Source organism: Ruegeria sp. CDSB022, assembly GCF_059611145.1.
On the sequence record NZ_JBXWOZ010000001.1, the window covers coordinates 964,990 to 989,942 of the forward strand.

25 protein-coding genes are annotated in these 24,953 nt (G+C 57.2%); 11 read left to right on the plus strand and 14 right to left on the minus strand.

The features are described from left to right. Nucleotides 1–6: 6 nt before the first annotated feature. Together AC2FIZ_RS04825 and AC2FIZ_RS04830 are read right to left on the minus strand one after the other, a co-directional pair. Nucleotides 7–426, minus strand: a complete 420-nt coding sequence (locus tag AC2FIZ_RS04825; RefSeq protein ID WP_281994787.1) for an HIT family protein — start codon at nt 424–426, stop codon at nt 7–9. Nucleotides 427–507: 81 nt separating this feature from the next. Next, complete coding sequence (locus tag AC2FIZ_RS04830) at nt 508–1,263, minus strand: glutathione S-transferase family protein (RefSeq protein ID WP_282027462.1); 756 nt, start codon at nt 1,261–1,263, stop codon at nt 508–510. A gap of 188 nt (nt 1,264–1,451) precedes the next feature. On the opposite strand from AC2FIZ_RS04830, the gene ctaD reads away from it, so the two are divergent. From ctaD to AC2FIZ_RS04845, 3 genes are all read left to right on the plus strand, one after another. Next, entirely contained in the window at nt 1,452–3,125 is a 1,674-nt protein-coding gene (ctaD, locus tag AC2FIZ_RS04835; RefSeq protein ID WP_142634476.1) for a cytochrome c oxidase subunit I, read from the plus strand. A gap of 139 nt (nt 3,126–3,264) precedes the next feature. Then, the gene (locus AC2FIZ_RS04840) at nt 3,265–3,864 is read left to right on the plus strand and encodes a 2-hydroxychromene-2-carboxylate isomerase (protein ID WP_142634478.1); all 600 of its coding nucleotides are present in this window, start codon (nt 3,265–3,267) and stop codon (nt 3,862–3,864) included. A 44-nt stretch (nt 3,865–3,908) separates the two neighbouring features. Further along, a complete protein-coding gene (locus AC2FIZ_RS04845; RefSeq protein ID WP_142634480.1) occupies nt 3,909–4,400 on the plus strand; it encodes a DUF2244 domain-containing protein in 492 nt (163 codons plus the stop codon). 21 nt (nt 4,401–4,421) lie between these two features. Here AC2FIZ_RS04845 and AC2FIZ_RS04850 read toward each other — a convergent pair whose 3' ends face one another. Then, a complete protein-coding gene (locus AC2FIZ_RS04850) occupies nt 4,422–4,901 on the minus strand; it encodes a GatB/YqeY domain-containing protein (RefSeq protein WP_142634482.1) in 480 nt (159 codons plus the stop codon). Between the two features lie 184 nt (nt 4,902–5,085). Here AC2FIZ_RS04850 and carA point away from each other — a divergent pair, with 184 nt between their 5' ends. Beyond that, complete coding sequence (gene carA / locus AC2FIZ_RS04855) at nt 5,086–6,252, plus strand: glutamine-hydrolyzing carbamoyl-phosphate synthase small subunit (RefSeq protein ID WP_281972285.1); 1,167 nt, start codon at nt 5,086–5,088, stop codon at nt 6,250–6,252. A gap of 73 nt (nt 6,253–6,325) precedes the next feature. Continuing rightward, entirely contained in the window at nt 6,326–8,197 is a 1,872-nt protein-coding gene (locus AC2FIZ_RS04860) for a glycosyltransferase (RefSeq protein WP_496790662.1), read from the plus strand. A 3-nt stretch (nt 8,198–8,200) separates the two neighbouring features. Here the strand turns inward: AC2FIZ_RS04860 and AC2FIZ_RS04865 are convergent, their stop codons facing one another. Next, entirely contained in the window at nt 8,201–8,848 is a 648-nt protein-coding gene (locus AC2FIZ_RS04865; protein WP_142634488.1) for a GntR family transcriptional regulator, read from the minus strand. 99 nt (nt 8,849–8,947) lie between these two features. Here AC2FIZ_RS04865 and AC2FIZ_RS04870 point away from each other — a divergent pair, with 99 nt between their 5' ends. The 3 genes from AC2FIZ_RS04870 to AC2FIZ_RS04880 all read left to right on the plus strand — a co-directional run bounded on the left by AC2FIZ_RS04870 (nt 8,948) and on the right by AC2FIZ_RS04880 (nt 11,197). Next, nucleotides 8,948–9,592, plus strand: a complete 645-nt coding sequence (locus AC2FIZ_RS04870) for a pyrimidine 5'-nucleotidase (protein ID WP_142634490.1) — start codon at nt 8,948–8,950, stop codon at nt 9,590–9,592. An 85-nt stretch (nt 9,593–9,677) separates the two neighbouring features. Next, the gene (locus AC2FIZ_RS04875) at nt 9,678–9,926 is read left to right on the plus strand and encodes a hypothetical protein (protein ID WP_271946430.1); all 249 of its coding nucleotides are present in this window, start codon (nt 9,678–9,680) and stop codon (nt 9,924–9,926) included. A gap of 74 nt (nt 9,927–10,000) precedes the next feature. Beyond that, the gene (locus tag AC2FIZ_RS04880) at nt 10,001–11,197 is read left to right on the plus strand and encodes a UbiH/UbiF family hydroxylase (RefSeq protein ID WP_271946428.1); all 1,197 of its coding nucleotides are present in this window, start codon (nt 10,001–10,003) and stop codon (nt 11,195–11,197) included. A 10-nt stretch (nt 11,198–11,207) separates the two neighbouring features. On the opposite strand, the gene AC2FIZ_RS04885 is transcribed toward AC2FIZ_RS04880, so the two are convergent. Beyond that, entirely contained in the window at nt 11,208–12,335 is a 1,128-nt protein-coding gene (locus AC2FIZ_RS04885) for an aminotransferase class V-fold PLP-dependent enzyme (RefSeq protein ID WP_142634496.1), read from the minus strand. Between the two features lie 229 nt (nt 12,336–12,564). Here AC2FIZ_RS04885 and hutC point away from each other — a divergent pair, with 229 nt between their 5' ends. Then, a complete protein-coding gene (gene hutC / locus AC2FIZ_RS04890) occupies nt 12,565–13,266 on the plus strand; it encodes a histidine utilization transcriptional repressor HutC (RefSeq protein ID WP_142634498.1) in 702 nt (233 codons plus the stop codon). Between the two features lie 7 nt (nt 13,267–13,273). Here the strand turns inward: hutC and AC2FIZ_RS04895 are convergent, their stop codons facing one another. Both AC2FIZ_RS04895 and AC2FIZ_RS04900 read right to left on the minus strand, forming a co-directional pair. Further along, nucleotides 13,274–13,732: an Lrp/AsnC family transcriptional regulator gene (locus AC2FIZ_RS04895; RefSeq protein WP_142634500.1), complete on the minus strand. Its 459-nt coding sequence runs from the start codon at nt 13,730–13,732 to the stop codon at nt 13,274–13,276. Further along, nucleotides 13,729–14,184, minus strand: a complete 456-nt coding sequence (locus AC2FIZ_RS04900; protein ID WP_271946422.1) for an Lrp/AsnC family transcriptional regulator — start codon at nt 14,182–14,184, stop codon at nt 13,729–13,731. Before AC2FIZ_RS04900 ends, AC2FIZ_RS04895 begins: the two co-directional genes overlap by 4 nt. Before the next feature lie 131 nt (nt 14,185–14,315). Here AC2FIZ_RS04900 and ilvC point away from each other — a divergent pair, with 131 nt between their 5' ends. Next, nucleotides 14,316–15,338, plus strand: a complete 1,023-nt coding sequence (gene ilvC, locus AC2FIZ_RS04905; protein WP_142634504.1) for a ketol-acid reductoisomerase — start codon at nt 14,316–14,318, stop codon at nt 15,336–15,338. A 39-nt stretch (nt 15,339–15,377) separates the two neighbouring features. On the opposite strand, the gene AC2FIZ_RS04910 is transcribed toward ilvC, so the two are convergent. Next, on the minus strand, nt 15,378–15,722 hold the full coding sequence (locus AC2FIZ_RS04910; RefSeq protein ID WP_142634506.1) for a hypothetical protein: 345 nt from the start codon (nt 15,720–15,722) through the stop codon (nt 15,378–15,380). A gap of 77 nt (nt 15,723–15,799) precedes the next feature. Here AC2FIZ_RS04910 and AC2FIZ_RS04915 point away from each other — a divergent pair, with 77 nt between their 5' ends. After that, nucleotides 15,800–16,708: a DMT family transporter gene (locus AC2FIZ_RS04915; RefSeq protein ID WP_496790664.1), complete on the plus strand. Its 909-nt coding sequence runs from the start codon at nt 15,800–15,802 to the stop codon at nt 16,706–16,708. Here AC2FIZ_RS04915 and glmM read toward each other — a convergent pair. The 6 genes from glmM to AC2FIZ_RS04945 all read right to left on the minus strand — a co-directional run bounded on the left by glmM (nt 16,705) and on the right by AC2FIZ_RS04945 (nt 24,934). Beyond that, complete coding sequence (gene glmM / locus AC2FIZ_RS04920; protein WP_281972291.1) at nt 16,705–18,048, minus strand: phosphoglucosamine mutase; 1,344 nt, start codon at nt 18,046–18,048, stop codon at nt 16,705–16,707. The two genes, AC2FIZ_RS04915 and glmM, sit on opposite strands and share 4 nt — an antisense overlap. A gap of 35 nt (nt 18,049–18,083) precedes the next feature. Next, complete coding sequence (gene folP / locus AC2FIZ_RS04925) at nt 18,084–19,082, minus strand: dihydropteroate synthase (RefSeq protein ID WP_281972292.1); 999 nt, start codon at nt 19,080–19,082, stop codon at nt 18,084–18,086. Further along, entirely contained in the window at nt 19,079–19,999 is a 921-nt protein-coding gene (locus tag AC2FIZ_RS04930; RefSeq protein WP_281972293.1) for a dihydroneopterin aldolase, read from the minus strand. The genes folP and AC2FIZ_RS04930 overlap by 4 nt, the downstream gene beginning before the upstream one ends. Before the next feature lie 100 nt (nt 20,000–20,099). Continuing rightward, complete coding sequence (locus tag AC2FIZ_RS04935) at nt 20,100–21,428, minus strand: multicopper oxidase family protein (RefSeq protein ID WP_496790665.1); 1,329 nt, start codon at nt 21,426–21,428, stop codon at nt 20,100–20,102. A gap of 116 nt (nt 21,429–21,544) precedes the next feature. Continuing rightward, nucleotides 21,545–22,186, minus strand: a complete 642-nt coding sequence (locus AC2FIZ_RS04940; RefSeq protein WP_496710154.1) for a cell wall hydrolase — start codon at nt 22,184–22,186, stop codon at nt 21,545–21,547. 186 nt (nt 22,187–22,372) lie between these two features. Next, nucleotides 22,373–24,934 (minus strand): putative PEP-binding protein, encoded by a 2,562-nt coding sequence (locus AC2FIZ_RS04945; protein ID WP_496678154.1) that lies wholly within the window; start codon nt 24,932–24,934, stop codon nt 22,373–22,375. Between the last annotated feature and the right edge of the window lie 19 nt (nt 24,935–24,953).

Consider the following 24,953-nt stretch of genomic DNA (forward strand, 5'->3'; position numbering starts at 1 on the left):
GGGTGATCAGGCCAGCGTGTCTTTGATTTTACCGGCGTGTTCAGCGATCAGGTCAAAATCACCCATATTGCCCGGTGGTCGCATCGAAACGCCTTCGTGCCGCGGCAGAACGTGAAAATGCAGATGAAACACTTCTTGCCCGCCTGCAGCCTCGTTGAACTGCTGGATGGTGACGCCATCCGCATCAAAGGCCGCTTTCACCGCCTGCGCCATCTTCTGAACCGTTGAGATCACAGAAGCAAGCTGTTCTGGGCTGGCATCCAGCACGTTGCGACAAGGCGTTTTCGGGATCACCAGCAGATGCCCGTCCGTGCGCGGCATGATGTCCATGAAGGCCAGTGTGTCGTCGTCTTCATAGACCCGGTTTGCAGGGATTTCACCACGCAGGATCTTGGCGAAAATGTTATCGGGATCATAGGCAGACATACTCGGCCTCCGTTTGGACGTTTTTCATGAGGTGTTTGTGCGGTGCCGCATCTTGGCGGTCAAGACGCAATGCACATGCGATCAAAGCGACAAGGGTGTTTCCAGAAAATCGCGGTATATCCTGTCCCGATGCAACAGCAAACCTGCCGAAAGCGTATCCCGTACAGGATCGGATATATGCTCGAAAACCCTTCGGGTACTCGGCCGCATAGCACACAACTCTTCCGGCAACGGTGCGAACAAAGCCATGAAGGCAGCACAATAAATATCTGCTGCAGTGAGCGTGTTGCCAAACAGAAAATCACCACTTTCTGCGAGCTTGCTGCTGACGCGTTTCAATATCCCATCAGCGCGACCGGCAGCCATTTCACCTGCTTCTGTATCATAGCCGCATTTCTTGCCAAGATAGTCGGCAATCTTGGGATGGAACCCACCTTCTTGGCCTCGCATACCAGCATGGATTTGCTGAAGCCGCCTTTGCCAGCCCAATCCATTTGGGGCCGTAAGTAAGTCAATGAAGGCGAGAATGTCGGGCGCCATTGATGCTGGCAACAAATCTGGTTCAGGCGCGATTCGTTGTGCCAAGGCGACAATATCGGCCGTTTCGGAAAGCGGTACTTCATCTTTCCAGAACACAACCGGTGCGCTGTCCGTTTGCGCCCAGATGGTCTGCGCCCGGTCCTGATGGTCCAGATAAACTGGCAGCCAAGGCAGACGCTTTACGTGAAAAATACCCTTTGCGGCTTCGCTCCAAGGGCTTGGCACACCTCCGACAACGATCATGCGTAGCCCGGTGGCCGCCTGAGCCTTTTCGGTCGTCACGTAGTTCAGAACCATCCGGTCTCCTCCATTTGCCGAAAGTTGTGCTCTTTTTCGAAGCCCTGCAACCGGCACCCGCGACAATTAATCTTGATCCAGATCAAACTCGACCATTGAAGGTCGCCCCCACGCAATCTAAAACCAGCAGGAATCCCGCGCGTTGGAGAGGTCCGACAGCGCGGTGTAGTTGCAACAGGAGGCACCTAATGGCAGACGCAGCCATTCATGGTCACGACCATGAAGACCAGCGCGGGTTCTTTACCCGCTGGTTCATGTCGACCAACCACAAGGACATCGGGATTCTGTACCTGATCGTCTCGGCCCTGGCCGGTCTAATCTCGGTTCTGATGACTGTTATCATGCGGATCGAACTGATGGAGCCCGGGGTACAGCACATGTGCATGGAAGGGTTCCGCTTGTTCGGCAGCGGTGCCGAGCTTTGCACTCCGAACGGGCATTTGTGGAACGTGATGATCACCTATCACGGTGTTCTGATGATGTTCTTCGTGGTCATCCCTGCCCTATTCGGCGGATTTGGCAACTATTTCATGCCGTTGCAGATTGGCGCGCCGGACATGGCGTTCCCGCGGATGAACAACTTGTCCTTCTGGCTCTATGTCGCCGGTACTTCGCTGGGCGTGGCCTCTCTGCTGAGCCCCGGTGGTAATGACCAGCTTGGTTCGGGCGTCGGCTGGGTTCTATACCCGCCGCTGTCGACGAGCGAGGGCGGCATGTCCATGGACCTTGCGATCTTTGCCGTGCACGTATCGGGCGCCTCCTCGATCCTCGGCGCGATCAACATGATCACCACCTTCCTGAACATGCGTGCCCCGGGCATGACCCTGTTCAAGGTGCCGCTGTTCAGTTGGTCGATCTTCATCACCTCGTGGCTGATTCTTCTGTCGCTGCCGGTTTTGGCAGGTGCGATCACCATGTTGCTAATGGACCGCAACTTTGGTTTCACCTTCTTTGATCCGGCCGGTGGTGGTGATCCGATCCTGTATCAGCACATCCTGTGGTTCTTTGGCCACCCAGAAGTGTACATCGTGATCCTACCTGGATTTGGCCTTATCAGCCACATCATTGCGACCTTCTCGCGCAAGCCAGTCTTCGGTTACCTGCCGATGGTTTGGGCACTTATTGCGATCGGTGTACTGGGCTTTGTCGTGTGGGCACACCACATGTACACAGTCGGCATGTCGGTCCAACAGCAAGCCTACTTCATGCTGGCAACGATGGTCATCGCGGTTCCTACCGGCGTTAAGGTCTTCTCGTGGATCGCAACAATGTGGGGCGGCTCGATCGAGTTCAAGACACCGATGCTGTTTGCCTTCGGCTTCCTGTTCCTGTTCACCGTTGGCGGTGTGACCGGTGTGGTTCTGTCGCAGGCCGGTATCGACCGCGCCTATCACGACACATATTATGTGGTTGCACACTTCCACTATGTGATGTCGCTGGGCGCAGTGTTTGCGATCTTTGCTGGGATCTATTTCTACTTCTCCAAGATGACAGGCCGTCAGTATTCAGAGTTCTGGGGCAAGGTTCACTTCTGGCTGTTCTTCATCGGCGCCAACCTGACCTTCTTCCCCCAGCACTTCCTGGGCCGTCAGGGCATGCCACGTCGCTACATCGATTATCCCGAAGCGTTCGCGCAGTGGAACTATGTCTCGTCGATTGGCGCCTTTGTATCCTTCGCCTCGTTCCTGCTGTTCTTTGGTATCGTGTTCTACGCCTTGTTCCGTGGCGCACGTGAGACCCGGAACAACCCGTGGAACGAATACGCGGATACGCTGGAATGGACCCTGCCCTCGCCGCCGCCCGAACACACGTTCGAGCAGCTGCCCAAGCAAGAAGACTGGGACAAGGGCCACGCGCACTGATCCCTCTGAACCAACAGAAAACCCCGCCAACTTGGCGGGGTTTTTCATTTCTAAGTGGCGTGCCACCGGAAATTCGCCAGATCGGTCAAAATAGGGTACTCTGGTAAAGGCAAAACAATCGGCAACCCCGAGGGTTCATATGCCCGATCTTGATTTCTGGTACTCTATCGGAAGCACTTACAGCTTTCTGACGATCATGCGCCTGGACGATTGGTGTTCTGAACACGATGCGTCCGTCACATGGCGGCCGTTCAATGTACGCACAGTGATGTCGCAGCAGAAGAACATCCCCTTTGCAGGGAAACCCGTCAAATCCGCCTATATGTGGCGCGACATTGAGCGTCGGGCGGCCAAGTACCATATGCACGCCCAGCTTCCTGCGCCCTACCCCATTTCTGACCTTGCCTTGGCAAATCAAGTAGCGCTGTTGGGAATGGAAGAAGGCTGGGGCAAGAACTTTACGCAAATTCTATATCGGATCTGGTTCGAAGAAGGTGTAGAGGCCGGCAGCGAAACCGCCCTGTCCGAAGCGCTACATCGCAGTCAGCAGGATCCCCGACTGATCCTGTCCCGCGCGCGCAGCCCCGACATTGTCGCCGCACTTGAGGCGGAAACACTACGCGCAATCAAGCTGGGCATTTTTGGCGCCCCAAGCCTGGTTGTGGGGAACGAAGTCTTTTGGGGGGATGATCGGCTGGACGATGCCCTATCGTGGGCCCGCGTCGGGCACGTCATCTGAATTTTCAGCGTCGACTCGGACGCGCTTTGGGCTATCTTCCGGCCATGCCCTACAGATGGAATCAAACCACCACATCAGAACTTGAGCTGCGCTTGTGGCCGCATAACTCGCTGCCGCGTCATTGGGCAGTTCGGGTTGTGTTTAGTGTCTTTTTGTTCGGGTTGATCCCGCTTTTGGCCGTGCTCGGCTCGGCCTTGCTTTGGGGGTTGCTGCCCTTCCTGCTGCTAACAGTTATTGGCCTTTGGCTGGCTCTCCGGTCAAACTATCGGGCCCGTAGCATATTCGAAGTCCTGACGCTGACCGGAACACAGGCGCATCTGATACATCATGACCCGCGACGGGGGCAGCAGGAATGGGCCTGTAATCGCTATTGGGCCCGCCCCGAGATCCATCAGAGCGGCGGCCCGGTTCCGAACTACGTCACCCTCAAGGGTGAAGGTCGCGAAGTAGAAATCGGCGCATTCCTGTCCGAGGAAGAGCGGATTGCGCTTTACGATGACCTCAAAGAAAAACTGCGCGAACCAGTCGCGCAGTAAGCTCTCAGCATGTCACGGCAGTCAGCCGCTGGCAGCCGCACAAAGCTGATCTTTGACCATGGGCCCAACTTTCCCAAAATCCATCTGGCCAGTATAGCGTGTCTTGAGCTCGCCCATGACCTTGCCCATATCCCGGATCGACCCGGCACCAGTGGCCGTAATCGCTGATTGGATGGCTTTCGTCACCTCATCGTCGTCCAGTTGCTCGGGCAGGAATTCTTCTATGACTTCTATCTCGCGCAGTTCACGCTCCGCCAGATCGAGGCGTCCACCCTCTTCGTAAGCACGCGCACTTTCCTTACGCTGCTTGGACATTTTCCCTAGAATTTCAAGAACTTCGGCATCACCGCAACCCTTGGCTTCCTCGTTGACCGCAGCACGAGACGCGATATCCCGGTCCTTGATTGCTGCATTGATCAGACGTAGGGTCGACAGACGCTCGGCGTTCTTGTCTTTCATTGCTTGCTTCAGGGCGGAATTCACCCGTGATCGCATATCCATTTAGTTTGTCCATCCCCATGACAAAAGGAACCCCGACCATATCGAAACAAAAAGCGTGATACAACCGGGGGCCTCAACATCTAAGTCATTGATATTGCTCAATAGCCCAAAAATTGAACACACTTGACCCAAGCGCATAACCCCCTTAGGTATGCGCCGATTTACCCTGCAGGAGAGTCGCGCTATGGCCCAGAACGCCCCGTCTAAGCCCACCGCATGTCTGGCTTTGGCCGATGGAACACTGTTCTACGGGGTCGGTTTCGGCGCCACAGGCCAGACCGTGGCCGAGCTGTGTTTCAACACCGCAATGACCGGCTATCAAGAGATCATGACCGATCCTTCTTATGCCGGACAGATCGTGACCTTCACTTTCCCTCATATCGGAAATGTTGGTGTGAACCCCGAGGATGACGAAACCGGTGATCCTGTCGCGGCAGGAATGGTCGTCAAATGGGACCCAACCGAACCGTCCAGCTGGCGGTCTGCTGAAGAGCTGAAATCATGGCTTGCCCAGCGTGGGCGTATTGCCATTGGCGGTGTCGATACCCGCCGGTTAACCCGCGCAATTCGCCAGCAAGGCGCACCTCATGTGGCATTGGCTCATGATCCTGAGGGCAATTTCGACATCGAAGCTCTGGTTTCGGCTGCGCGTGGCTTTGCCGGGCTTGAAGGTATGGATTTGGCCAAGGAAGTGACTTGTGCGCAAAGCTATCGCTGGGATGAGATGCGTTGGGCCTGGCCAGATGGCTATAAACGGCAAGAGGCCCCAGTACATAAGGTTGTGGCACTGGATTTCGGGGCAAAGCGCAATATCCTGAGATGCCTTGCCTCGACCGGGTGCGATGTCACTGTGCTGCCCGCAACGGCCACCGCGGCTGAGGTTCTGGCCCATAATCCCGACGGCGTATTCCTGTCCAATGGCCCCGGTGATCCAGCGGCTACGGGTGAATACGCAGTACCGATGATCAAAGAGGTATTGGACACCACCGACCTACCCGTATTCGGGATTTGCCTTGGTCATCAGATGCTTGCGCTGGCCCTTGGCGGTCAGACTGTCAAGATGAATCACGGCCACCACGGGGCGAACCACCCGGTAAAAGATCTCGAGACTGGGAAGGTGGAAATAACGTCGATGAACCATGGGTTTGCGGTAGACGCTCAAACCCTTCCCGACGGTGTCGTTGAGACTCATCGTTCGTTGTTTGATGGTTCAAACTGCGGAATTCGCATGACGGATCGACCGGTCTATTCGGTACAGTACCACCCAGAGGCATCTCCAGGCCCACAAGACAGCTTCTACCTGTTCGAGCGGTTCTCGCATGCGATGGCCGCCCGAAAGGCACAGGCATAATCATACAGCCTTAACGGCCTGTTAACCTTAATCGCTCCACCCTGACGCAGATTACCACGTCTGGGTTGATTGAATGGTTGAACTGAACCTGCAGCATTTCGCATCGGCCGCGCCGATTTCTGCAACGGTGCGCAAGCCTTTGGGGGCTTGCCTGATCGACCGCGGGCTGCTTTCGAACCATCAGTTGCAAAAAGCCCTGCACCTGCAATCCAGACAAAATGTTGCACTGGGCGAAATCCTGGTCGGCGAAGGCTGGGTAGATCGGTCCGAGGTTCTGACGGCGCTGTCTGAACAAACAGGATTGCAGATCGCGGACCTGGATCTGCATCCACCAAATCCGGACCTTTGCAAAACCCGCCCCGCCAGCTTTTGGCTGGATCACAACATCATTCCCTGGATGCGCATCGGTCCCATTCTGCTGGTCGCTACCGCCAATCCCGATCAATTCGACGCAGTTCGCAAGCAGTTGGCAAAGGAAAAGCAAACGATCATACCCGTGCTTGCCGATGCGGACCGGATCGGCGACGCGATCGCCAGAATTTTCTCGGAAAGCCTTGCTGAAAAGGCTGAAACCCGTGTGGCAATAGCTCATAGTTGCCGATCCTGGACTCGGCGCTCGCGTATTGGGCCGATTGCCATAGTGCTTGGCCTCGCCACACTGTTCCTGGCGCAACCCATTCCGGGGCTGCTGGCTCTGGTCGTTTTGGCCGTTACGTCGCTTGTATTATTCCTGACATTGCGTCTGGCGGGATTGCTCTCGTTTCTATGTTACAAAGGAAAACGCCACAGTCAGACCGCCACCACGCTTCCTCTTCGACTGCCTCGCGTTTCCATCATGGTCCCTTTGTACAAAGAGCGAGAGATTGCTGGCGCTCTGATCCGCCGATTGCGGCGTCTGACATATCCCAAAGCTCTTTTGGACGTCATTCTGGTTTTGGAAGAAACGGATATGGTAACCCGTGCAACCCTGGCCAAAATCGAGCTGCCCTGTTGGATCCGCACGATCGAAGTACCGGCATTAAGCGGGCTGACGACAAAACCGCGCGCGATGAATTATGCGCTGGATTTCTGTCGTGGTGACATTCTAGGCGTTTGGGATGCCGAGGACGCCCCTCTTCCCGATCAAATCGAACGCGTCGTCGGACATTTCACCCAAGCCAGTGAAGACGTCGTCTGCTTGCAAGGCGTTCTGGACTATTACAACCCGCGCACCAACTGGCGGTCTCGCTGCTTTACCATCGAGTATAACAGTTGGTTTCGGGTCATCCTGCCTGGCATTGCCCGGTTGGGACTGGTGGTTCCACTTGGTGGTACAACCTTTTTCTTTCGTCGCGAAAAGCTGTTGGAACTGGGCGGTTGGGATGCCCATAATGTGACCGAAGACGCGGATCTGGGCGTCCGCCTCAGCCGCGCGGGTTATCGGACCGAGATGGTTGATACCGCCACTTTCGAAGAAGCAAACTTTCGGGCCTGGCCTTGGGTCAAACAGCGTTCACGATGGCTCAAGGGCTTTATGGTCACATATCTTGTCCACATGCGCTCGCCGATCCATCTGCTGAAAGAGCTGGGTGTGCTGCGCTTCCTTGGGCTCCAGGCGTTTTTTCTGGGCACCGTCGGACAATTCCTGCTGGCCCCGGTTTTGTGGCTGTTCTGGCTTACCACATTCGGATTGGCCAGCCCGCTGGATCCCGTCATTCCGGGCAAGGTCATGACCATACTGATAGCTCTGTTCGTATTTGCAGAGATCACGAATGTGACCATCGGGATACTGGCTGTCGCCGCCCGTGAAAGACAGTTTCTGATGCCGTGGGTGCCGACAATGCCGTTGTATTTCCCCTTGGGTGTGCTGGCAGCTTACAAAGCCCTTTGGGAATTGGCTATCAACCCGTTCTTCTGGGACAAAACCCAACACGGTCAAGCCAGTGAAGAAGCCTTCGACATGTGACCGTCAGCTTTCGCGACGAACCGCATCCTGCTTGAGACGCGTCATGAAAGCGACCGAGATATGCTCTTTCAACGCACGTTCCGCGGCTTGCTCGTCACGGGCGGCTATCGCCTCGACGATGCCTTTGTGTTCACTTTGCGCGATTTCACCGCGCCCGGAAACCGCAAGCGATGTCGTTGCCATCAAGGCCATTGTGCGGTGCACAAGGTTCAGCTGTTGCACCAAATAGCGGTTGTGCGAGGCCAGATGGATCTGTTCGTGAAACCGCCGGTTCGCCCGAGACAGGGCGTTTGGATTGTCCACCAGCGCATCATCTTCGGCAACCATTTCCTGCAGCACCTTGATCTCTTCCTCGGTCGCGTGCTTGGCGGCCAAACTTGCAGCGAGACCTTCAAGTTCACGGCGAACGACATATAGCTCTGCCATCTGATTGTGGTCCAATGAGGCCACAATCAGCGAACGCCCGTCGCGTTCAAGCAAGGATTGGGTCTCTAACCGCTGCAACGCCTCGCGGATTGGCGTGCGCGAAACACCGAACCTTTCGGCCAGCTCGCTTTCGACCAGCCTGTCACCGGGCTTGTAGATGCCCACATCAATCGCTTCGAGAATAAGGCTGTAGGCGTCGCTGTTGGACTGCTTGGATTGGGGCATCTTTTGTTTTTCTCCTCGTTCGGACATGTCTATCCGTCTGCAGTGCGCACAATCAAGTACTGCATTGAAAACCTGCGCTGCGCCGCTTAAACGGCAGGTATGGTCAAACCTGCCTTCAGCCATGTCTCCCAATGGGTGTTCGATCTGGACAACACCCTGTACCCGCCGCATATGCGCCTGTTCGATCAGATCGAGGTGCTGATGACGGATTATGTGGTTCAGGCCATCGGCGTCGACCGGGCCGAGGCCGACCGACTGCGATCCCATTACTGGCGCGAATATGGCACCACGCTGGCCGGGCTGATGGCCGAACATGATCTGGATCCCGACCCTTACCTGCATGCCGTGCATCAGGTGGATATGAGCCATATGGACCCGGACGTGGATCTGGCGGCACATATTCGTGCTCTGCCCGGTCGCCGCATTGTCTATACCAATGGCAGCGCGCCCTATGCCGAACGCGTCCTTGCGGCGCGTGGCCTCAGCGGTTTGTTCGATGCCATCTATGGGGTCGAGCATGCGGGATACCGTCCTAAACCCGAGAAGGCCGCATTCCAGGCCATCTTTGCGCAAGACGGAATCAAGGCAGAAAAAGCGGCCATGTTCGAAGACGATCCGCGCAATCTGGCGGCCCCGCATGAGATGGGGATGCGCACGGTTCATGTCGCGCCCGAACCGCACATGGCCGATCACATCCACCACCATACAGACGACCTGACCGCCTTTCTGGCCCGCCTGCGATAGGCTGTCACACTGCGACGATCTGCACGTACTGCGACCCGGGCGCCGCCCCTATATCCCAACTGCGACGAACAGAACGGAGACCCAGATGTCCGCAATCGAAATGCCCCCGCGCTCACCCATCTGGCAGCGCCTGCTATTTGCTGTTCCTCTGTTTGGCTGGATGGCGCGCGATGCGGCCGATGCAGATGGGGACGACTGGTATTACACCGCTGCCGCCATCTTCAGCATGTGGGGCTGTTCAGTGATGCTGTTTGGCTTGCCGGGCTTGTATATCCCCGCCGTCGTGATGGTGCCCGTGATATTCCTGATCCTCATCCTGATCTCGCGCGGCTGACCTGCGAGACAGGATGTCACTTGGCGCGGGAAGTCGAACCGCTCTAGGGTCGGGTTAGAACCAAAGAGGGCGCCATGAACGACCAGTGTGACATCCTGATTTCCGGCGGCGGAATTGCCGGTTTGACCGCAGCGGCGGCCCTTGGCGCGGCTGGATTCAATGTGGTCTGTGTTGATCCTACCCCACCTGTGACCCAGCGGGACGTGGACGGATCGGATTTACGGACCACCGCGTTTTTGCAACCAGCCCACGGTCTTTTGGAACAATGCGGGCTGTGGGAAAAACTCGACGCGCATGCCGCCCCTCTTCAGATCATGCGGATTGTGGATGCAGGCGGCGATGTGCCCGAGCCGCGCGTGGTGCGCGACTTCAATGCCGCGGATATCTCGGACCAGCCCTTTGGTTGGAACCTGCCAAACTGGCTCTTGCGGCGCGAAATGGTGGCCCGTCTCGCTGAACTGCCCAATGTCGATTTTCGCCCCGGAACGGGCACGGTCAGCTTGTTCACCCGTACAGCCGAAGCCCGCGTTGGCCTGAGCGACGGGACGCGCATCCGCTGTAAACTGGTGATCGCCGCAGATGGTCGCAACTCGCCCATGCGAGAGGCCGCCGGGATCAACGTGCACACCACGCGCTATGGGCAAAAGGCGTTGGCCTTCGCGGTTACACACTCGATCCCGCATCAGAACGTCTCGACCGAGATTCACAGGTCCGGCGGCCCGTTCACGCTCGTTCCCCTGCCCGACTGGCAGGGTCAGCCCTCGTCCGCGATTGTATGGATGGAGCGTGGCCCGCGCGCGGTAGAGCTGTTGAACACCGATCCGGAAAGCTTTGAAGCGCTGATGACCGAACGGTCCTGCGGGTTGTTCGGTCCGTTGAAACTGGCCTCTCGTCGGACCATCTGGCCGATCATCAGCCAATCGGCAGAGCGTCTGTCGGGCGAACGCGTGGCCCTGATGGCCGAAGCCGCCCATGTCGTGCCCCCCATCGGTGCGCAGGGGCTGAACATGTCCTTGGGTGATCTGCGATGCCTGCTGGATTTGGCACAGGCCCGTCCCGAGGGCCTGGGTGACGCGCAGATGTTGGATGCCTATCACAAAGCGCGTCATACCGAGATCGAGGCCCGGGTCAAGGGTATCGACCTGCTGAACCGCGCCTCGATGATCGAAGCGCGGCCTTTACGGGACATACGTGCAATGGGGTTGAACGCGCTGTATTCGCTGCCGACCGTGCGCAAGACGCTGATGCAGATGGGCCTCGGCGTCCGCTAAAGCCCGATGGTCACAAAACCTGGTCCAGCACGCGCTTTAGACGCGCGATTGTGCCGTCAACATCGTACAGCTTGTCCAGACCGAACAGGCCCAGACGGAAGGTGCTGAACCCGTCTGGCTCATCACATTGCAAGGGTACACCAGCAGCGATCTGCATGCCCAGGGCGGCGAATTTGCTGCCGTTCTGGATATTGGGATCCGAGGTATAGCTGACCACCACACCCGGCGCACCAAACCCATCGGCGGCGACAGAAACAATGCCCTTATCCTTCAGCATTGCCCGTACACCGTCCCCCAATGCCCACTGGGCGTCACGCAGTTTGTCAAAGCCATAGTCTCGAGTCTCAGCCATCGTGTCGCGGAAGGCTTTCAGCGCATCTGTTGGCATCGTGGCGTGATAGGCGTGACCGCCATTTTCATAGGCTTGCATGATCTGACGCCATTTCTTCAGGTCGACGGCAAAACTGTCCGAAGTCGTCTCCTCCAGCCTTGCCTCAGCCTGTTCGGACAGCATGACAAGACCCGCGCAAGGCGATGCGCTCCACCCTTTCTGAGGGGCCGAGATCAGGACATCCACACCCGTCGCCTTCATGTCCACCCATGCGCAGCCCGAAGCGATGCAATCCAGAACCATCAGCGCCCCAACCTCGTGGGCTGCGGCTGCCATCGCCGAAATATAGTCGTCGGGCAGAATGACCCCGGCCGCTGTTTCGACATGCGGCGCAAAGACCACATCCGGGCGCCCATCGCGGATCGTTTCGATGACTTCCTCGATCGGAGCAGGCGCAAATGGGGACGTTGCCGAGTTGCCGGTCTGGCGCGCCTTCAGAACTGTTGCCGACGCCGTCAACCCACCGGACTCGATGATCTGGCTCCACCGATAGGAAAACCAGCCATTCCTGACCACCAGAACGTTGGCATTGCGGGCAAACTGGCGCGCGACTGCTTCCATAGCGTAGGTACCACCGCCCGGGATAACGGCCACACCGTCAGCGTTGTAAACGCCTTTCAGCATCTCAGAGATGTCGCGCATCACATGCTGAAACTGAACCGACATGTGATTAAGCGAGCGATCGGTGAAGACGACCGAAAACTCCTCTAACCCATTGGGGTCAATTTTGTCCAAAAGCGGGGGCATTGGTATTCCTTTCAAATTCCACGAAACGAGCGGGTGTTCGCAACTTCGCTCACTGCCTCTCAGTTATTACTGAAAATTGACCCGACGGAACCCGGTTTCCTAAGAAAATTTTAACGCCTCAAAGGCCCTATCGACAACTAATGACGCCAAACAGTGTCAGCAACCCTTTACACCCCTACGTGTTTCTGACCAGATACATACACTTTGGAGAAGAAAGGTATTTTCACTCGTGACTGCGCATAAGCGGATCAGTTTTCAGTTTGTACGTGACGAAGTAAAACGACGAATAGAAACCAGAGTTTGGCCACAGGGGTCGGTGCTGCCGACAGAAACCCAGTTGGCAGAAGAATTTAATTGTGCCCGTGCCACGGTAAATCGTGCTTTGCGGGAACTGGCAGATCAGGGCTTCGTTGAAAGAAAACGTAAAAGCGGAACGCGGGTCAAAAAAGAACCCAGCAAACACGCAAAACTGGAGTTTTCCCTGACCCGACTGGATGTCGAGGGGCAGAACTCCACCTATCGTTATGCGCTGGTCGAGCGTAATATCGTCTCCAGCCCCGGATGGCTTGCCTCTCAGTTAAGCGTCTCGCAAGAAGCGCGTGTTTTGCATATTGTCTGCATGCACTATGCAGACAACCGGCCGTTTCAACTGGAAGAGCGCTGGATCAATATCGATGCAGTTCCAGAAGTGGAACATGCTGACCTCGACACCAAAGGCCCGCATGAGTGGCTGTTGCACGCCGCCCCCTTCACCGATGCTGAAGTCGCCTTTTGCGCGATTTCGGCAGATGGACGGCTGGCTGAATTCATGGGGACAACCTCGGGGACGTCTATGATCCAATTAGAGCGCACGACATGGAAAGACGGGCAGCCAATTACCTTTGCGCGCATGACACATCATCCCGGATATTACATCCGTACCAGGTACTGAAACGGACCTAGCCGATAGGCCCGGGTAGCCTCTCTTCGCTCAGCAATACATTGGCTTCGACATCTCCGGCCCCGGGCAAAGTCATAATCCGGCGGCGCAGAACACGTTCAAAGTCCGAGAGATCCCGTGCCACGACGCGCAAACGGTAATCATAGAGGCCCAACACATGTTCAACGGTTTGAACCTCGGGGATCGCACTGACGGCACGTTCGAAATCTTCAAGGCTGACCTGACCTTTCCGCGCTAACTTGACCCCCAGAAAAACTGTCACCCCAAACCCCAACGCTTCTGCATTCAAACGCAGGTGGCGCCCCTTTATGATCCCCGTCGTTTCAAGCCTCCGGATACGGCGCCACATCGCGGGCTGAGACAGGCCAAATCTACGCCCCAAGGCACCCGCGCTTTGCGTTGCATCCTGGATCAGAGCGCGCAGAATTTTGCGGTCGAGCTCATCCAATTCGGTCATAGCGGCAGCACCTCATCGCTTTTGACCCGCGCGATATGCATCAATGCCTCGATATCTGCGATATGCGGCAAAGTCAGAATACGGTCACGATACAGCTGCTGGTAATGTGCCATATCCTTGGCAAGCACAGATAAGCGCACATCCACACGGCCCAAAAAGGTCTGAATCTCGATCACCTCGGGAACCTCACGCGCGACACCCATGAACTCGTCGAATGCACGCGGTTGGGTCTTATCCAGCGTCACCCGCAATGAAACCTCGACCGCATATCCCAATGCGGCCCAGTCAATGATCGCCTCTTGGGCTTGAATAATCCCGGCCTCTTGCATTTTTTCGATACGCCGCCAGCAGACACTTGTGCTGATGCGACAAAGCTCGGCCAGCTCAGCGGTTGTCAGCGTCGGGTCGGCCTGGAAATGACGCAGAAGCCTGCGGTCAACATCATCAAGCATGATTTTTTCTTTTTTCTGAATTTTTAAGAATATATACTCGATGTTCAGGTGATTTTTCAAGGATAACAGTGTCGCTATCCTTGGAAAACCACCGTAAACCCACAGCAATCGAAACAGAAAGGACCAGCATCATGCGCGTCTATTATGATCGCGATTGCGACATCAACCTGATCAAAGACAAAAAAGTGGCCATCCTGGGTTATGGCAGCCAGGGTCATGCACACGCGCTGAACCTGCGCGACTCGGGCGCGAAGAATCTGGTCGTTGCCCTGCGCGAAGGCTCGCCTTCGGCTAGGAAAGCCGAAGCCGAAGGCCTGGCGGTCATGGGCATTGCAGAAGCGGCAGCCTGGTGTGATGTCATCATGTTCACCATGCCCGATGAATTGCAGGCCGAAACTTACAAGAAATACGTGCATGACAACATCAAGCCGGGTGCTGCGATTGCGTTCGCCCACGGCCTGAACGTTCACTTTGGCCTGATCGAACCGAAAGCAGGCGTCGACGTCATCATGATGGCCCCCAAAGGCCCCGGCCACACCGTCCGTGGTGAATACACCAAAGGTGGCGGCGTTCCCTGCCTTGTGGCTGTTGACACCGACGCAACCGGCAAAGCGCTGGAAATCGGTCTGTCTTATTGCTCGGCCATCGGTGGCGGTCGTTCGGGCATCATCGAGACCAACTTCCGCGAAGAATGCGAAACCGACCTGTTCGGTGAACAGGCGGTTCTGTGTGGCGGTATCGTCGAGCTGATCCGCTGCGGCTTTGAAACTCTGGTCGAGGCTGGTTATGCACCCGAAATGGCCTATTTCGAGTGTCTGCACGAAACCAAGCTGATCGTGGATCTGATCTATGAAGGCGGTATCGCCAACATGGATTACTCGATCTCGAACACTGCTGAATACGGCCAGTACGTCACTGGTCCGCGCATCCTGCCTTATGAGCAGACCAAGAAGGCAATGAAAGAGACCCTGTCGGACATCCAAAGCGGCAAGTTCGTACGCGACTTCATGCTGGAAAATGCTGTGGGTCAACCCACCATCAAAGCCTCGCGCCGTTCCAATGACGAGCACCAGATCGAAGTGGTCGGCAAAAAGCTGCGGGACATGATGCCCTGGATTTCGGCCGGTAAACTGGTCGATCAGGAAAAGAACTGATCCTATCGTGACGCCGCCCCCCGGGGCGGCGTCATTCATTTAATGGGCGTCAAAAATTTCTATCGACGGCCCGCCAACAATATCCACATGGGTATACATCGGGTTCGAATGCTGCTCGAACCGCACCGGCTTGTCGACAACCACCGAGGGCCATTTCCCGGGCTTCTGACAGAGGAAGATGTTGAGCAGCAAATGGCTGGGATTGATCCCCTGCGGATTGGCGATAACCAACATGGGCTCGACCCCTGGATTACCAACCGTGACAATGCCCGTCACAATCAACCTAGCGGGCCCCGGAGGCATCTTGTTGTTCCAAGCATACCAATCTCGTGAAGCCACATCGTCTCCGGGCTGGCAAACAGCATTCACTTCTTTGTAGTCCATAATTTGTCTCCAAATTCTTTTTCCAATACCCCTACAATACCACACTCGCAGCTAATTGTGACGAAGCAGGCAATACCATGAGAGAACCCTCTGAAATCACCAACAAAAACTGGCTTATGGTCGCTGTACTTGGCTTCATCTGGGGCGGCACATTTATGGTCGTGGCCATCGCGCTCGAAGGGTACGGGCCCGTCACAGTAGCAACAGCGCGCACGACTCTGGGCGCGCTCACCCTTATACTGCTGATGGGGGCGACGGGTCGCAAATTGCCAACAACCACGCGGGGCCTTTGGCCCTCAATCATCGTGATCGGCATTCTGTCGACGGCCCTACCTTTTTTGCTTCTCAGCTGGGGCCAGCAATATGTTCCGTCCGCCTTTGCGGGCCTTTCGATGGCGGCCATCCCGTTGATGGTGTTGCCACTGGCACATTTCTTTTCGGATGAGCCCCTCAACGCGCGGCGTTTTGTTGGCGTATCACTTGGATTTGCAGGCGCACTGGTGCTGATTGGCCCTGGCCTTGCACAGCTTGGTCAAGGTACGGAACCACTGGCACAGCTGGCCTGTATTGGTGCTGCACTGTGCTATTCCTGCGCTTCTATATTCACGCGCAGATGCCCTCCGGTCGATCCGGTTGTTCTGGCTGCGCTCACTTTGCTGGTCGGCGCGGCGATCTTGTTGCCCATCATGCTGGTAACCGAAGGGGTGCCAAATTGGCATGGCGCACGGCCTAGCCTCGCCATAATCGCATTGGGCCTTGTTCCAACCGCCTTTGCCACGTTGCTGCGCGTCTCGATTATTCGCAGCGCCGGGTCTGTTTTTCTGACGCTGGTCAACTACCAAGTTCCGATATGGTCGATGGTGTTTGGCGCGTGGGTTCTGTCCGAGGCATTGCCGATACGGTTTTACGTTGCTCTGGCGATGATCCTGACCGGGCTAGCGATCAGCCAGTGGTTCAGCCTGCGCAGAATGCTGGCCGGTCGCTAGCCTGCAACCGCCGCGACCTCAGCAACGATACTGTCAACGACTTGGGCCAACAGCTGATCATCTTCACACTCCGCCATAACGCGGATCAGAGGTTCAGTGCCGGATTTACGGATCAGTAATCGGCCTTTTCCTTTTAGACGCTCTTCGGCATCCGAGATTGCGGCTTTCACACCAGCTGTTTCCAGCGGGGCCTGCCCCTCGCCATAGCGCACGTTCTTCAACAGTTGCGGTACTGTTTCGAACTGAACCGACAGTTCGGATGCGTTGCGCCCGGAATGTACCATTTCAGCCAGGAAATGCAGGCCCGCCATGAGGCCATCGCCTGTGGTGGCATAGTCGCTCATGACGATGTGGCCAGATTGTTCACCACCCAGGTTGAAATCTCCTTCACGCATCCGCTCGACTACATAGCGGTCGCCTACGGCCGTTCGTTCAAGCCTGAGCCCCTGCGAACCGAGATGGCGTTCGAGACCAAGGTTGGACATAACTGTCGCGACCAAGGCGCCGCCGCGCAGGCGGTCGGCCTTGGCCCAAGAGGTCGCCAACAACGCCATCAACTGATCGCCGTCGGCCACGTGTCCGTGCTCATCCACGATCACAACCCGATCGGCATCACCATCCAGGCAGATCCCGACATCGGCCCCGTGCGCCACCACCGTTTCAGCTGCTAGCTGAGGTTTGGTCGAACCGCAATTCAGGTTGATATTCTTACCGTTAGGAGAGGTGCCTACAGGAATGACCTCGGCCCCAAGTTCCCACAAAACTTCGGGCGCAGTACGGTGCGCGGCGCCATTGGCGCAATCCACCACCACTTTCAAACCGTCCAGCCTAAGATCGCGGGATAGCGAAGATTTCACCCGCTCGCCATAGCGAAACCGCGCATCGTCTACCCGGCGGGCCCGACCGATATTTTGCGCCTGCGCAGGCTTAACCCCTTCTTCGATCAGCCGTTCGATTTCAATTTCCGCCTGATCCGACAGCTTGAAGCCATCAGGCCCGAAAAACTTGATCCCGTTGTCTTCGGCGGGGTTGTGACTGGCCGAGATCATCACTCCCAGATCGGCGCGCATTGACCGCGTCATTAGGCCGACAGCCGGCGTTGGAACCGGTCCCAACAGCAAAACATTCATCCCGGTCGAGGTCAGCCCCGCCGTCAGCGCGTTTTCCAGCATATACCCAGACAGGCGCGTATCCTTGCCAATAACAACACGGTGCACGCCGGATTGGTCACGTCGGAAGTACCGCCCAACCGCGGCCCCCATGCGCAGGGCCATCTCAGCCGTGATCGGATGCGTATTGGCGGTGCCACGCACCCCATCGGTTCCGAACAGCTTGCGCATTGGTATCTCTCCGTAAATTCTTGCTTGCGACCGGATTACCGGACGGCGGCCCATAGACGCAAGGCCTGAGCGGTTTCAGCGACGTCATGAACACGCAGGATCTGCACACCCTGTGCCAATCCGGCCAGCCCCACGGCGATGGATCCCGGCGCACGCGCGTCTTTGCGGGGCTCTTTGCCTATCTGCCCGATAAACCCCTTTCGGGATACGCCCAGCAGGATCGGACACCCCAAACAGTGAAACAGGCTGAGATTCTGCAGAAGGATAAGATTGTGCTTTTCGGTTTTGCCAAATCCTATGCCCGGGTCGATAACGATCTGGTCCCGGCTCATGCCGAGGTCTTCAAGAAAACCAACCTGCCCATGTAGGAAGTCATAAACATCCAGCAAAACACTGTCGTAAGTCGGGTCGTCCTGCATCGAACCGGGATCGCCCTGCATGTGCATCACGCAGACAGGGGCCCCAACCTGGGCACAGAACGGCGCAAGGTCCGGGTCGAAGGTAAAGCCCGAGACGTCATTGATCAGCCCTGCCCCGGCTTTCCAGGCGGCTTTGGCGACGGCGGCTTTGCGGGTGTCTATGGAAATCAGCGCATCGGTGGCCGATCTGATCGCTTTGATCAGCGGTTCGGTCCGGGCGATTTCCTCGTCTTCAGGAACAAAACTTGCGCCGGGGCGTGTCGACTCGCCTCCGATATCAAGAATACTGGCGTCCTGCGCGACCATGTCCCGCGCCGCAGCCTGTGCCGCCTCGACCGAGTTATGCACCCCGCCATCCGAGAAACTGTCCGGCGTGGCATTGAGGATGCCCATGATCTGGGGCCGATCCATCGCAACGCCAGAAATAGCGGCCCGTGGACGTGTCAGCCGATCCAGCACATCGCCGGGAACCTGCGCAGCCGGGAGGATGCGCGCGGCTGCGGTCCGGCTGAGGCGTTCGACATGGGTGAACCACAGCGTCTGGCCGGCCAAGGCGACCGCCCCCTCGGGGCGCGCCTCACCATGTTGAACCAAAGGGCGATAGTAAGTGGTCACAGGGTCGCCTGATCCACCGGCACAGCGCGCAGCGGAGTCTGGGGTGAGTCCGGCAAGGCGCCTCCGAATACCATCAGCTCGCTCGCTTCGAATGTCGCGGCAAACCACGCCGCCAGAGCGACCGCATCCGAGGGCGCAGCCGACGGGCCGTCCACTGCATCAAGCACGATCTTGGACGGCGCCCAGACGCAAATCTGCCCGTTCTTCATGGCCCAATCCAACTCGGTCCGGGTGGAAACGACAACGCAGCGCAGGTCGCGCGCGGCCAGTACCCAGGCGTTCTGTTCAATGGCCAGCAGGTCGATCCGGCGCTGAGTCATCGCGTGACCGGTTTGCGAAACGGCCATATCCGCCGCCCCGACGCAGAGGATCAGGGGGCGTTTCCGGTTTTCCAACTGGTCAATCCAGCCGGTCAGATTGTCCGACGCGATTGCTTCGTTTGACAGGAAGGCCAAACGCGGGTGCGGACGCTCTTCCTCGACCAGCTCGTGGTGAGTTGCATCTTTACCGCGCACGATCTCAACGCCCAAAGCGCCGGGGCCACGATCCAGCTTTTCTATTCTGACAAAGGCTCTTACAGCCTGAGGTTCAAGCAGAATTCTCTCGGCAATCCGGTCCGCCAGAGTTTCCAGCAGGTTCAACCGCTCGGCCGACAGCTCAAAGGCGATGGCCTCGGTCACACGATCATAGGACAGGATGCGATCAACATCATCGTCAATAGGATCGGTCAGCGGGCGCACCTCGACAACGATATTGAAGCAGATGCGTTGCGTCGTTCCACGCTCGGCCTGAAAGGCGCCGATCTCGACCTCGACAATATGGTCACGCAGAGAGATGCGATCCAGAGGTCCCCGCGTGGCAGTCGCCTCGGACCGCTCGGACGGGTGCGCAAAGGCAAGACGGATTTCAGAACTCATGCGGTTGACCCTTTGGGCTTGGTGGACTTTTCGGACCTATTTACACATTGCAGGCCCTATAACACTGCAACAAGCGCCATTCCAGTCTTCGAATGCGGCGTCAGCTGACGCGAAACCAGCTCATCATTCCTGATGCTGAATGACCCAGCATGTGGCAGTGTAACAACCAGTCGCCTGGATTGTCAGCAATCAGCGCGATTTTACGGGTCTGACCCCGCCCTATCAGTATCGTGTCGCGCCAGGGGCCCAGCGTGCCGCCATCCAGGATGATGCGGAAATGGTGCCCATGCAGGTGCATAGCGTGGGGAAACGCTGTTTCATTGACAAACTCAATCTGATGAGCACTTCCCAATCGCGCATCCAGAAACGGCTCATCCGGTCGATCAGAATAGCCATTCAATGCCCAAAACCTCCCGAGTTGGGCCAATTCACGGCCTGATAGCTCGGTCTCGCCCATATTGGCGGAATCCAGCCAGCGCATGGCCCCGCCTTGCAGCGTCATGCGATGGATCGGTGCGTCGTCCAGCCGAACCTTAGGCATCTCATTTGCTGGCAAAGGGCGGATTCCAGTCCTGTTTGCCGCCACCTGACCGACCACAGCAAGCCGAACCAGACCGAAGCTGTCACCGCGTTCTTGACTTACAAGCCCGGCAATCTGACCCTCATCACTTTGCACATCCACGATCAGATCCATCCGCTGAGCAGGTGCAAGCGGGACGTTCCCGGAAAACGGCAAAGGGTCAACCAGAGGCATTCCATCCAAGGCGACAATCCAACCTGTAAGACCATCAAGCCCCAGATCGAATATCCTGGCATTTGCCGCATTGATCAGCCGCAGCCTCAGGCGCGCACCGCGCGCCACTGCATATTCTGGATCAAACTGGCCATTAACTGTGACGAGATTGCCCAAACGCCCGGCGTGGCTGAGGTCGTGCTGGTTATCAAAATCTTCTACGATCTGCCCGGTTTCCGGGGCCAACCTCCAGTCGTCCAGGACAAGGGTCAAATCCTGATCCACATCAGGCAGATTATCTTCTTCGACAATCAATGGGCCGTAGAGGCCACGCGCAACCTGCTCCATGGATCGGTTATGGGCATGATACCAATATGTTCCCGCATCCGGGACCACAAAGTCATAGGTAAAACTGTGGCCAGGCTGAACAGCGTCCTGCGTCAGACCCGGGACTCCGTCCATTGCATTGACAATCCGAATGCCATGCCAGTGGATCGTAGCGGGTTGGGGTAAATCGTTTACCAATCTGCGCCGGACGCTTTGCCCTTTGCGCAGGCGAATTTCTGAACCGGGCACATTTCCACCAAAGGACCAAACCGAGGTCTCGGGGTACCCGTCAGGGGCCAGCTGTCGGGAGACGATCTGGGCAACCAAATCATCTATTGCGGCATGTACTGCCTTGGGCAACAGCAACATTGCTGTACCGGATTGCAAAATCTGTCTGCGTGATAACACCAATACGGGCCTCCTGGACCCGCAATCTAAACCGATTTTCGTCCCGCGCCAGTAGGGTTCCAGCGCGGGTGCGTCAATCAGTTACTCGCCGTCTGATAGTTGTGACGGTAGAAAATATGGACACCGATACGCGCGGTTTCCTTGTAGACCTTGGCCCAAGACGGGCGCACTGCGGTCGTGTGATAATGCGTAGCCCCTTCGGTGAGCTTTTTGGCAGCCCCGTCGATGGCTGTACGCGCGACTTTCGCTACACGCTCATAGGCCTTCTTTTCACGGATCACTTCCTCTTGACCGTCACAGGTATAGGTGAACTGGCACTGGTATTTCTTACCTGTGCCCTGATTGATCACACCACACAGCGTGTCGGGAAAGCGGCTGCTGGCAACACGGTTGAGGATTACCTCCGCCACAGCAAACTGACCGCGCACGCCTTCGCCGCGCGCTTCAAAGTACAACGCCTCGGCCAGGCACTTGAACTGTTCGCCTCCGGTGGCGGTGGGTTGCTCGTCCAACCAGCTCTTGGAGTAGGACACTTCTTTCGGCTCAGGCTCCTGTCGGGGCTTGAACAAATTCAGATAATCGCGAAAATTCTGACCGGGCAGTTCGCTACGGGCGACCAGCTCACGTTTCGCAGTATCGGTTGCTTCCCTCTCAGCGAAGGACACACTAGGCAGCATGGTTGTCGCCATAACGGCAACAGCCAGAATATATCTTAGCATCAGATAACCTCGCACAGGCACATTCTGCGCCATACCCTCCCCCGGCGGGCGCGATGAGGCTCATACCGAATTGAATCGGAAACGTCCAGATCAGAAGAAGATGCAAGTGGAAAATCGCCGTAACGTCAAAATAAGTTGACGACGGCTACCTTCTTTTCCCACTAATCCTTGGGTCGGCAGTTACTGTCAACCCCCAAGTCTGGACGAAATCGCCAGTTGAGCGGCAGCCAGCCGAGCGACAGGTACCCGGAAGGGTGAACATGACACATAGTCGAACCCCAAATCCCGACAAATTGCGATTGATTCGGGGTTTCCGCCATGTTCACCACAGACCGACAGGGTCACGTCCGGCTGAACCCGGCGTCCGCGTTCAGACCCCAGCTTCAGCAATTCCCCTACACCATCGGGATCTAGCACGTGGAACGGATCCTCGGCGAAAACACCCTGACGCACATAAGCAGACATGAAACGACCAGCGTCATCACGAGACAATCCGTAGGTCATTTGGGTCAAATCATTGGTGCCGAAGCTAAGGAACGCAGTTTGTGGAGCGATTTCGTCCGCCCGCAGGCAAGCACGCGGCGTTTCCACCATGACCCCCAGCCGATATTCGAACTCTTGCCCTCGTTCAGCGGCTACCGACGCCGCAACCGTGTCTATCCGAGATTTGACAAGCTCAACCTCGCGCTTGGCCGAAACCAGCGGTATCATCACCTCGGGGACCACCAGAGCGCCCTCTTCGCTGGCCTCAAGCGTCGCCTCAAAGATTGCTCGGGCCTGCATATCATAGATTTCCGGCACCGTGATGCCCAGCCTGACGCCGCGCAATCCCAACATCGGATTATATTCGGTCATCTCGGCGACACGGCGTTCCACATCCGAAACCGGCAGATCAAGTGCCTCTGCTAATTCACGCTGGCCACTGCGAGTCGTGGGCAGGAACTCATGCAACGGCGGGTCGAACAGGCGGATACAGACCGGTTGACCTTCCATAATTCGAAAGAGTTGCACGAAATCTGCGCGTTGCATCGGAAGCAGACGTTCCAGAACCGCCGCACGACCGGAAGAGGTTTGGGCAAAGATCATTTCGCGCATCACGATCAGGCGGCCGGGATCAAAGAACATATGTTCCGTCCGGCACAGGCCGATCCCTTGTGCCGAAAAGTTCCGAGCGGTCTGCGCATCCGCAGGCGTATCGGCATTGGCGCGGATCTCAATATCACGTTCGGCGTCTGCCCAGCTCATAAGCGTCTGAAAACAATCGTCTAGCGCCGCCTCAAGCATCGCGGGCTGCCCCGCCAGAACCTGCCCCGAAGTTCCGTCTATCGTCAGCTTGTCGCCCGTTTTGAAAACGCGGCCATCCTGAGCTGTCAACATCTTCTCTTTGGTCTGAAACCGCATTTCAGAGGCGCCGACGATGCAAGGCAGGCCCAAGCCGCGACCGATCACGGCCGCATGGCTTGTCATCCCACCCTTTTCGGTCAGAACAGCCACTGCGGCGTGCATTCCCCGGACATCTTCCGGGGACGTCTCTCGGCGCACCAGAATACAGGGCTCGCCCCGCGCGGCACTGGCCTGCGCCTCGGCCGCAGTAAACACAAGCTTTCCGGTTGCCGCCCCTGGACTGGCTGCAATGCCTGTGGTCAGCACATCACGGCGCGCGTCGGGGTGAACCTGCCGGTGCAGCAACTCGTTCAGAGAATGCGGATCGACCCGCATCACCGCCTCTTGCTGAGGAATGATGCCATCCTCGGCCAACCGAACGGCAATCCGCATGGCGGCACGGGCACTGCGCTGCACGCGCACACCGTCCAGAATGTGAACGTGCCCATTTTCGATGACGAATTCGACCTGCATTTCCTCACGCAGCTTTTCGCGCATGATTGCAGCATGTGCCTTGAGTTCCGCGAATGCCTTGGGCGCAACTTCCTCAAGCGACTTACCACGCGGATCCTTTTCCAGATACAGCGCAGCGACCCCCTCGCCCAACGCATCGCGACCCTGGCTTTGGCTGAGATAACGACCGGTTATCTGCTGCAGCCCTGTTGTCGGATCAATCAGTTGCAGAACGCCGGACCCGCATTCGCCCTGCCCCACACCCGGGACCATCTCTTGAATGACCAGACCCAGACCTGCATCCGCTGGCGCACCTTTTGCCTGGCGTAACAGCCGGGCTGAGGTTCCATCCCATGCCCGCGCCATCGAACGCAGAACCGCAACCAGCTGCTCACCACGATCCTGTGGGAAGGGCTCGTCGGTCTCATCCTCATAGGCCCGCAACGACTGGCGCAGACCTTCCAGCCCATCGGCCTCGATGTCGTCAAACACATCCGCATCCAGACGCGCCACATGAATGGCATAGCTTTGAACAAAGCGCAGCGACAGTGCAGCCGCGGCCTCGTTCCCCATCTCGTCTGACAGATCCACATAGCGCGCATCATTCATACCGATGTTGAGGATTGCCCCAGGCCCGCCCCAATCGGGGTCCTCGGAACTTGGACGAACACATAGCAGCGCCGCCTCGTCGAACTGTTCGAGAATGGCCGCAATGTCGGGCACCTGCCCGCCGGCGATCCGTTGCACTGCATCAAAGGACAATGCAACCGTTCGTGGTACGGGAAAATCCAGCCGAACCAAGCGCTGCAGGCATTTCGCGCGCCCGCCATGAGTATTCGCCGCTACGGGCGCTTCGGCTGTGATCAGAGTGGTATGCGGGTTATTCTGCACTGCGGCACCTTTTGGTTTCACCGCAGCATAGGCGCCTGCG